Below are 6,739 nucleotides of genomic sequence, written 5' to 3'. Positions count from 1 at the left end.
CTAATAATTCTTTTCCCCTCTCCTAGCGGGGGAGGGGGCGAGGGGGAGGGGTCTAACAAATTCACTGGGAAAATGAAACGATCCTGGGATCAAGATGGGGGTAAAAAGCCCTCTAGAAGTTTAGAGGAATATCGTTTTTCTTTGAGAACGGAGAGGGAGGGATTCGAACCCTCGGATAGGCCTTACGAACCTATCAACAGATTAGCAATCTGCCGCTTTCGACCACTCAGCCACCTCTCCTGGTGTGACATTTTTACATCATAGCAAATGATTTCAGCCTTGTCTAGATCCCAGACATAGATTTTTAGGTGATTCCCAAAGGTTCAGGAAAGGGGAGGAAAAATAGCCCAAATTGATCAAACAGACTTGAGCTAAGAATACATCTGACGTTCGAGATCTTCAATCGTTCGCTGTCGATCGCCATTTCCGCGTAATAACTTCCAGACATTTAATCCGAGATTGAGAGAGGGTTCATCGCTTTCTTCACTTAAACCCATCACCCCTTCAATTTCCATTAATATTGTCCGATAAGCATCTTTACCGGATAACTGGCTCATTTCCGGTTTTTGTGTTCCTAATGGACTTACGGCTTGCCAATTTTCACCGACTGCGGTGTTGATCATTGCTTTGTTAGCAATGGGAACAATTCCTAATTTGATTTTTTCTGCACTTGGAATTTCACTGATCCGAGCGATAGCGATTCGAGCGGCTGTTTCTATAAATGTTTTTGAGTTTTTCAGAATTGGCATTCCGCTTAACAGTCCCAAACCCCCTCTAGACACAGCGTTATAAGCTGTTTCTGCCAACATTCCCGGTTTAATTTCCGTGACATTTACTTGATAATTTTCGCTGGAACTGCTGTAAGTTTTAGACTCTTTGATCGATTGAGTAACGGCTGTAATCGCTTTAAAGGATTCGCTAAAATCATCAAATTCAAAATCATCATTCAGTTCCAATTTACCCTGACGTACAAGTTTATAGATAGCCGTACAAATCAGAGGTATATTTGCCTTTTCAATCCAGGCATCTAACGTCTCTAAAGTTCTCAAATCTACCACTTCTTGGTCATTTCTCACTTGCAGATAAACCGCTAAATATCTAGGTCTATCTGGCTGAGGAATGTCTTGATTGATATCAATTTCATTAACGATAATCCAATCAATCGTCATCACCCTGGCGACTGCACTCGCTCGTAAATAATATTTTTTGAGTTCGGGTTTTAAATTAGAATAGAGAATGATTGCATCAAGCTGTTCTAAAGTGTTCAAATTAGGAACGGCTTCTCCACTTCTCAAATATTGATAAATGGAAAGAATTCGTTTTTGATCTTCACTTACCAGTTGAGATGCTGTTAATGAGGATTGTAGACAATCTTCTAATGTAAGCAGGCGAGAATTTTGACTAGCAATCGTATAACGTTGACCGACTTCTGAATAAATTTGCGAGGAAAACACCAAATAATCCAGCAAGTTTAAGGCGGCAAAATCTTCTGTAGGTAACGCCGCATTAATGCGATTATAGGCTTCTAAACACCGCACCTTTGTCCGATCATAAATAGGTGCTTGAACAATTAAATGATTAATTTTGCGATCAATATTATAGAGAGGATTTAGTAACGTATGCAGCACCAAAAAAGCATCCTGACCCTGCAAGCCACATCCTTTTAAACGCAGGGTTGAACCTTCAGTCGGTGCCGTCGGAATTTTAACGTTGTAACTTTTCCCCGTTTTCAGAGTCACCGTTTGAGTGCCGCCGTAAGTTGCCGTTTGAGAGCGGACAAAAATATGATAGAGTTCGTCTAAACTCCAGTCATGTAATGGAGTTGATTCTCCACTCTCTTCTGAGTCTGAATAAACATTTTCTACCCAATTTTGGGTTTGTTTTTTCGCTGACTCTACCGAACCTGTTGCTGTTTCCATCACCTTTTTTCCGGCTTCCGATGCACTATGACTAATCGCTTCGCCCATTTCTGTGGCTTTTTGTTTAGCCGCTTCAGTCGCTTTTTCGGTGATGTTTTTACTGGCTAATGATGCTTTTTGACTGATTGACTTTCCTAAACCTGATGCTTTTTGGGTGACAGAATTCCAAAAAGATTTTTGTTGATCACTCATATTTAACGCTTTGACTCCCTTCGTGACTCCCTGGATAGATTGATACGATGACTTACAATAATAATCTCAACAGTAAAGGGGCAGCTTGTTGTAACGTTCCCAGAAATCCACCAGTATTGTTAGTCTTCTTAGGGTTTTGCTGATTTTCTAGGATTTGAACAAGCTGAGTTGAAACATCTTTTCCTTCTGCTGATCCGAGAGATTCATACAATTGTTGGGCTGCTCGGGCATCTTCGATCGCACCTACTAAGTCTCCTAAATCAGCTTTTGCCATACTGCGACCAAAAAAAGCAGCCGCTAAATTCGGTTTGAGACGAATTGCTTCTGTGTAGAAATCAATCGCATTAACGTAGTTACCTTCTTTAGCTTCTTGGACTCCCCAATAGTAATAATCTTCTGCATTTCCGGTATTCGTTGGCATTCCAATGACACCCACTAATTGAGCATCCTTGATGTTGCTCATCGTCAAAACGGCATTCATCAAATAAGCCCCTCGCAGATCGGTTCCGTTAAGATTCGCTCCGGCTAAATTCGCTCCAGTTAAATTAGCACCATGTAAACTTGCTCCAGTCAGATTCGCTCCTTGAAGATTAGCCCCTGTCAAATTTGCTCGACTGAGATTGGCGCCTGTGAGATTGGCGCCGACTAAATCAGCGCCGACTAAATCAGCTAAAACCAAACCTGCACCTGCAAGATTGCAATTCGGACATTGTTTACTGGTTAGAAGTTGGCGAGTATGTTCTATGTTCTCCGCTCGGATCGGTTGAACAAAGCTAATTGTACTCAACACCATCAAGGTAATAAGAATTCTGAAGTTCATAAGACAGATGAGTTGAAGGCTACTGTCGCCATCTTAAATTATTCAGTCGCCAATTGTGCTGGCATTTATCAGAACTTTGCAACAATAGCTTCACTGCAAGCTCGGTTCACCCTCAACGCTGATCAATTCTAGGCTAAAAACTTCTGCAAAGGCGGTTTTGATTTCGCTTCTGACTTGTTCTAGCTGAATAGTTGGCACAAATTCGATTAAACTGGCCACAGCGCGATCGCGAATTCCACAAGGGACAATCTGTTCAAATCCCTCTAAGTCGGGACAGACATTGATGGCGAAACCGTGCATCGTGATCCAACGACTGACTTTTATGCCAATAGCAGCGACTTTTTTCCCCTCTACCCAAACTCCAGTTAAGCCGGAAATGCGATCGCCTCTGACTCCGTAGACGGCTAAAACCCGAATAATCACTTCTTCTAGCTGTCGTAGATACCAGTGCAAGTCTTGTTGATGTCGTCGCAAGTTGAGGATGGGATAGCCGACTAATTGACCTGGACAGTGATAGGTGACTTCTCCGCCTCGTTCGACTCGGTGGAGTTCGACATTGCTGAGATTTGGGTTAAATTTTATGAACTTGGGATCGGCTCCCTGTCCAAGCGTGTAGACGGGGGGATGTTCCAATAGCAAAAGTACATCGTTGAAGTCAGGATACTGTTGATGCTGTTGTACGAGCGCTCGCTGCCACTGCCAAGCGACCTTGTAAGGGACTAATCCTAAGTTATAAATAAGACATCTCAGACGAGGGGGATCAAGCAAAACAGACATTTAGAGAAGATGTATGTGTTAATATGATCAGTATAGATACTCAATACATAGAGGATGAAAAAGTTGGGATGGTACTAGAAATCCCCTCAAAAATCAAGTGGAAGTTAACATAACTTTACCCTAAAATCATCAAGAATTGTCAAGGGATGCAACAGATTTTGAAGGGGTAATCTATCTCAAATCCAAAGTGTTAAGGTGAGTTTATGCCCACATTATGAGCGGGAGGGAGCTTTATGAAGCTTGTGATCCAGGGTAAAAATCTTGAAATTACAGAAGCTATTCACGAGTATGTCCATCAAAAAATTTCTAAGGCCGTCAGCCACTATCAGCAACTTACGAACGAAGTGGATGTTCACTTATCAATTGCTCGTAACCCTCGGATAAATCCAAAGCAAACTGCCGAAGTCACAATTTATGCAAATGGAACGGTGATTCGCGCCCAAGAAAGTAGTGAAAATCTGTATGCGAGTGTTGACCTCGTTGCTGATAAAATCGCTCGCCAACTGGGTAAGTTTAAAGAAAAACGCCAAGGAAAACACCTCCATCCGCCTAAACTCGGGGAAGTGGTAGAAACTCAGCCTGTGGTTGAAGATCTAATTGGCGATCGCCAACCGGAACTTCCCGAAGAGGTAGTCCGAACCAAATATTTTGCAATGCCACCGATGAGCGTTCAAGATGCCCTGGAACAATTGCAACTGATCGATCACGATTTTTATGTGTTTTGCAACGCCGATAGCGGAGAACTAAACGTCATTTACAAACGTGTTCATCATGGAGGTTATGGGTTAATCCTACCCCGCAATAATAACGGTAATACCAACGGAAAATCATCTCAGAGCAGCCAGGTTTTACCCCAAAAGTCGCCTGTCTAGCTATTAGTTTATCCTTTGAGGGTTTGAGATTTGACAAGCCCTCAAGATTAAATATTCCTGTAGAGATGTTACTGTTAACATCTCTATTTTTTTAGACTTCTGTAAAACCCCAGTTTCTTGCTAGAAATTTCAAGATTTCAGCCTTGAATTACCAATGAAAAACCGGGTTTCTAAGCGAGTCTGTCCTACCAAGGATTTCCAATCAAAGTAAACCCAGACCAATAGTAAGGATGAGACAAGTCTTCTTCTGTATTAGAAACTAAACTCGGAGGTAAAGCAACCTCGCCTCGAGAAATCAATAATTCACCTTGTTGTAAACGGACTTTACCCTGAATCATGGCAACTTGTGCTTTTTGAAGGGCTTCTGCTTTCGTTGAAGCTGTTTTCAACTGTTGATAAAATTCACTCATCAAAGCTAGGGTACCGCGATCGCTAATATACCACAAACTCGCTAAAGCCGACTTCACTCCCGACTGAATGGCTAACCCCGCAAACCCCAATTCTACATCTTGATCTCCAACCGCAGTTTGACAAGCACTCAACACCAACAACTCCGCAGGCGGCTTATTCCAGCGCATTTCCTGCATTTGATTTAACCGCAGTTGAGTATCCCACAGTTGAATATAGGAATTTTGCGGTTCTCCTGATTTAAACTGGGCATGAGTCGCTAGATGAATAATTCCAAAGGAATTAGAAGCCAGTTGAGTTTCTAAATTTTGCAAGGTGGACACTTGGTTGAGAAAAGATTTTCCCGGCCATTGTCCCAATAGATTTGAAAGTGGCGATCGCTCCCCCGCACCGGGTTTAATAATCGTTGATAATTCTACAGGTACCGCCGGAAGCGGGTTTTGATCGGCAAATTCAGATACTCCCATCGCCAACACCTGGGCGGCTTTTATATTACCATAATTGGTGTCAATTAACAGATTAAATGCCGGAATACGAGTCGGACTGTATTTTTCAACTAAAAACTGTTTTCCGTCATGCAAAACGCCCAGGGGTAAGGTTCGTAAACCTGGCCCTGTACAGAAAAGCAAGATATCAATGTCTTTTTCCGCCAATGTCGCCTCAAACGGTTTAACAATCCATTGATACAATTGTTGAGCGGGTTTAAGATAGGAAGTAGTGCCAATTCTTCTCGGGTTCGTGACTTCTAGATAGAGTCGCTGAACTTGTTTTATGAGAGTTATGTGATCTGCTTCTGAAATCAAATCACCTGTTGCTTCACCATCGGGAGTCAATAAAATTAATTTCAGATAATCTGCTTGAGGGGCAACCCATAAAATAGCAGGTTTGCTTCCCGTTTGACTAGCGATACGAGAAAGAATTTTGGCAATATCATCGGCTTTGAGCGTTACTTCTGCCAAATTGCGGTTAAAATAATCTTCGTATTGTTTCTCCCAAGTTTCCTCCAGGCTTGTTACTTGCTCTGACCAATTGACATTTTGAGGATTTTCTTGAGAAAATGTAGCTTGAGAAAGAACGGCTAACAACACACCTGAAATCATCAAAGACAAAACGACTAACCGACTGTTGTACCGAAACAGCCGGATACGAATTACGCTTAGGGTTAATGCTAGAAACACCTGTATCTGGTGTCTTATGAGTTTGATCATTGCACTCAGATGAGAAAGGGTTGACCGAAAAAAATCGGGATGCAAGCCCCGTCGTTTACGAGGGTTAACTTACTTTCTGCATATAGCATCTATGTGGTATGATAATATTATACGCCAAGCAAGCCAGTGTCAATGATCGTCTACGAATTTAAAGCAAAAGGAAAAGCGTATCAATATAAAGCAATCGATGAAGCCATCCAAACATCTCAGTTTGTTCGGAATTCTTGCTTGCGGTATTGGATGGATAATCGTGGACTCGGAAGAAAAGAGTTGTATCGATATAACACTGAACTCCGAGCTATGTACCCTTTTGTCAGAGACTTGAATTCACACGCTTGTCAGGCATCTGTAGAACGGTGTTGGTCAGCTATTGCTAGGTTCTTTGATAACTGCAAGAAACGCGCACCAAGAGAGAAAATACCCGGCAAAAAAGCGGATTCGCAACTCGCCGTTGTACAGCGAGATTATGCGAACCAAGCAGGTTATCCAAGATTCAAGAATAATTCTCGCTCGGTTGAATACAAACAGAGCGGATGGAAACTT

The 6,739-nt window shown here is 42.2% G+C and carries 5 protein-coding genes, 1 tRNA gene and 1 pseudogene; 2 read left to right on the top strand and 5 right to left on the bottom strand.

The window, feature by feature from the left end; all coding sequences use genetic code 11:
- Positions 1-148: 148 nt before the first annotated feature.
- The 4 genes from WN50_RS10365 to lipB all read right to left on the bottom strand — a co-directional run bounded on the left by WN50_RS10365 (position 149) and on the right by lipB (position 3,708).
- Positions 149-240 (bottom strand) — tRNA-Ser (locus WN50_RS10365).
- A gap of 131 nt (positions 241-371) precedes the next feature.
- Positions 372-2,111 carry a hypothetical protein gene (locus WN50_RS10360; protein WP_046280480.1) on the bottom strand — a complete coding sequence of 580 codons (1,740 nt, stop codon included), beginning with the start codon at positions 2,109-2,111 and terminating at the stop codon, positions 372-374.
- Between the two features lie 52 nt (positions 2,112-2,163).
- Positions 2,164-2,931, bottom strand: a complete 768-nt coding sequence (locus WN50_RS10355; protein WP_046280479.1) for a pentapeptide repeat-containing protein — start codon at positions 2,929-2,931, stop codon at positions 2,164-2,166.
- 90 nt (positions 2,932-3,021) lie between these two features.
- Positions 3,022-3,708, bottom strand: coding sequence for a lipoyl(octanoyl) transferase LipB (lipB, locus tag WN50_RS10350; RefSeq protein ID WP_046280478.1), 687 nt, complete (start codon positions 3,706-3,708; stop codon positions 3,022-3,024).
- Between the two features lie 233 nt (positions 3,709-3,941).
- Here lipB and hpf point away from each other — a divergent pair, with 233 nt between their 5' ends.
- Positions 3,942-4,580 carry a ribosome hibernation-promoting factor, HPF/YfiA family gene (gene hpf, locus WN50_RS10345; RefSeq protein WP_046280477.1) on the top strand — a complete coding sequence of 213 codons (639 nt, stop codon included), beginning with the start codon at positions 3,942-3,944 and terminating at the stop codon, positions 4,578-4,580.
- A 185-nt stretch (positions 4,581-4,765) separates the two neighbouring features.
- On the opposite strand, the gene WN50_RS10340 is transcribed toward hpf, so the two are convergent.
- Complete coding sequence (locus WN50_RS10340; RefSeq protein WP_235440905.1) at positions 4,766-6,196, bottom strand: CHAT domain-containing protein; 1,431 nt, start codon at positions 6,194-6,196, stop codon at positions 4,766-4,768.
- A 132-nt stretch (positions 6,197-6,328) separates the two neighbouring features.
- On the opposite strand from WN50_RS10340, the pseudogene WN50_RS36010 reads away from it, so the two are divergent.
- Positions 6,329-6,739 (top strand): annotated as a pseudogene (locus tag WN50_RS36010) (RNA-guided endonuclease TnpB family protein); the annotation flags it as partial.

Source organism: Limnoraphis robusta CS-951 (genome assembly GCF_000972705.2).
Note: the sequence above shows the minus strand (reverse complement) of the source record. Positions and strands in the feature narration are given on the sequence as shown.